3 protein-coding genes are annotated in these 2689 nt (G+C 65.7%); all 3 read right to left on the reverse strand.

Going from position 1 to position 2689, the window contains the following annotated elements:
• A partial coding sequence (locus VMS96_00765; protein ID HVP41928.1) for an SDR family NAD(P)-dependent oxidoreductase occupies window positions 1–329 on the reverse strand: 329 nt, incomplete at its 3' end.
• On the reverse strand, window positions 326–1222 hold the full coding sequence (locus tag VMS96_00770; GenBank protein HVP41929.1) for an amidohydrolase family protein: 897 nt from the start codon (window positions 1220–1222) through the stop codon (window positions 326–328). The genes VMS96_00765 and VMS96_00770, both read right to left, overlap by 4 nt.
• Window positions 1223–1404: 182 nt before the next feature.
• A partial coding sequence (locus VMS96_00775) for a 2-oxoacid:acceptor oxidoreductase family protein (GenBank protein HVP41930.1) occupies window positions 1405–2689 on the reverse strand: 1285 nt, incomplete at its 5' end.

The following is a 2689-nucleotide window of genomic DNA, read 5'->3' on the forward strand; positions in this document are numbered from 1 at the left end:
CAGAGTTCGGGCGTGGTCTTGAGGAAGGGCTGGATGCGGTCCCAGCCGGCATTGTTCACCAGGATGTCGAGGTGTCCCAGCTGCGCGATCGCCTGGTCGCGCATGGCCTGCACCTGCTCCAGCTTGGTGACGTCGGTGGCGCAGGCGATCACCCGCCGCCCGGTGTTGCGTGCGATCTCGCGCGCGCTGGCATCGGCGTCATCAAAACGGAAGTCGGCGATCATCACATCGGCGCCGCACTCGGCCAGCGTCTGCACGATGGCGCGCCCGATCCCGCGCGCGCCGCCGGTCACGACTGCGTTCTTTCCTGTCAGCTCCACCAGGCTCATGCTTTGCTCGCTCCGACCGCCTGTTGAGCTGCGGCAGCGGCGCTCTTCCCCAACCCGAACAGCTCGACCGCGTTGTCGCGCAGCAGCTTTTGCTTCACTTCGTCCTTCAGTCCCAGCTCTTCCACCTGGCGCAGCGATTCCTTCCACGGCAGGCCGTTCGTGCCCCACAGGCAGCGGTCGCGTCCCAGGCGGCTGTTGATGAACTGTACGATCTGCGGCGAGAGATACTTCGGCATCCACGCGTCCACGCCGAACCAGATGTTCTCCCACTTGTAGCAGACGGAGAGCAGCTCATCGACCCACGGCCACCCGGTATGGGCGCCGATCATCTTCAGCTCGGGGAAATCGCAGGCGATGCGGTCCAGTTGCATGGGGCGGGCACAGTCGCTGGGCATGGCTTCCAGCACGTGCCCCACCTGCATCGAGACCGGCACCCCCAGCTCCACGCACTTGGCGTAGAGCGGGTACATCTTGGCGTCGTGGAGCGGGATATCGAAGCCGTAGATGTGGACGTAGACGCCCTTGAAGCCGTGCTCCCCCACCGCGGTCTCGATCTCGGCCAGGCTCTCCTGGATGCGGAAGGGGTTGTAGCCGGCCAGGCCGACGAAGCGGTCGGGGTACTGCTCGGTGTACTGCAGGACATCCTCCAGGCGGGTGTCCATGTACATCCATTTGCGCCAGTAGGACCACATCTTGCACTGGACGATGAAGACCTTGTCGACGCCGGCGGCGTCCATCAGGCCGATCATCTCGGGGATGGATTGGTAGCGGGGCAGGCCGCCGATGGCCTTCTCCATGCGGCAGACCAGCTCACCCTGCTTGGCCCGGTCCCACTGCTCCATGAACTCGCGGGTGGCCACGTAGTACATGAAATCGATCGCCTGGGCGGACAAGCGGCACCCCCATTTGTTCGAACGTTCGTTCGAAATGTACCGGGGCACGCCGGGGCCGCGCTATGACCGAGGTCACGGCGCCGTGTGACGACAATCACGTTGCGAGGGGTGCCGGAACGGGTACCGGACAGATCCGGCGGCAGGTATGGATGACACCCGTTCCGGCCTATGAATCCGCGCGCCTAACCGGCAAAGCCGTCCGGCTGGGACACCGGGACGTGCAGCTCGTGCTCGTCGTAGCGGCGTCCGGCGGCCAGCGCCTTGCGGTTCAACTCCACATACTTCGGGTTCTTCACCTTGGTGGCCAGCACCGCCTCCGCCGTGCTTGCCGGCAGGCACTCGGTCTCGGCCAGCAGCGCGCCCAGCAGGATGACGTTCGCCACCTTGGCCGATCCCAACTCGTCCGCCATCTCGAAGGCCGGCACGCAGACGGCGCGCGCGCCCGCCGGGACCTCGAAATCCTCCGGCAGCCGGTCCCGGCTGTAGATGATGAGCCCGCCCGCCTCCACCTGGGGGGCGAACTTGCGCAACGAGATCTCATTCATGGCGATGAGCACGTCCGGGTGGGAGATCAGCGGCGAGCCCACGCGCTCGCGCGAGAAACAGACGTGGCAATGGGCGCTGCCCGACCGCATCTCCGGGCCGTAGGAGGGTAGCCAGCTCACTTCCATCTTCTCCGCCATGCCCATCTCGGCCAGCAACTGACCCAGCAGCAGCACTCCCTGGCCGCCGAAGCCCGCGATCTTGATGGTGATCTCGCGAGCGGGATGTTTATGGCCGTTGCCCTGCACCGCTAGCGGCTGCCGGTCGATCTCCAGTACCTCGCGCACTGACTTCTGCGGCGGCTCGGCGACCTTGGGGATCTCCACCACCCGGTCTCGGAAGACATTGAGCGGGAAGATGGGGATCATCTTCTCCGCCACCCAGGCGCGCGCCTGCACCGGGTCGAGCTTCCAGATGGTGGGGCAGGGCGACAGGATCTCGACCAGCGAGAACCCGACGCCCTTCACCTGGTTCTCCAGCGCCTTGCGGATGGCCCTGCGCGCTTTCATGATGTTCTTGTTGTCGCTGAGCGCTACCCGCTCCAAATACACCGGCGCTTCCAGGGTGGAAAGCAGTTCGCACACGTGGAGGGGGAATCCCTCGTTGCTCGGCCGACGCCCCCAGGGACTGGTGGTGCTGGGCATGCCGACCAGGGTGGTGGGCGCCATCTGCCCGCCGGTCATGCCGTAGATGGCGTTGTTGATGAAGAAGCAGGTGATCTTCTCGCCGCGGTTGGCGGCATGGATGATCTCCGCCGTTCCGATGGCCGCCAGATCGCCGTCCCCCTGGTAGGCGACCACGATGCTGTTGGGGTTGGCGCGCTTGGCGGCGGTGGCCACTGCCGGGGTGCGCCCGTGCGCCGCCTGGATGTTCCCCACGTCGAAATAGTAGTAGGCGAAAACGGAGCAGCCCACCGGACTGACG

The organism is Terriglobales bacterium (assembly GCA_035543055.1).
Classification (GTDB): domain Bacteria; phylum Acidobacteriota; class Terriglobia; order Terriglobales; family Acidobacteriaceae; genus JAIQFD01.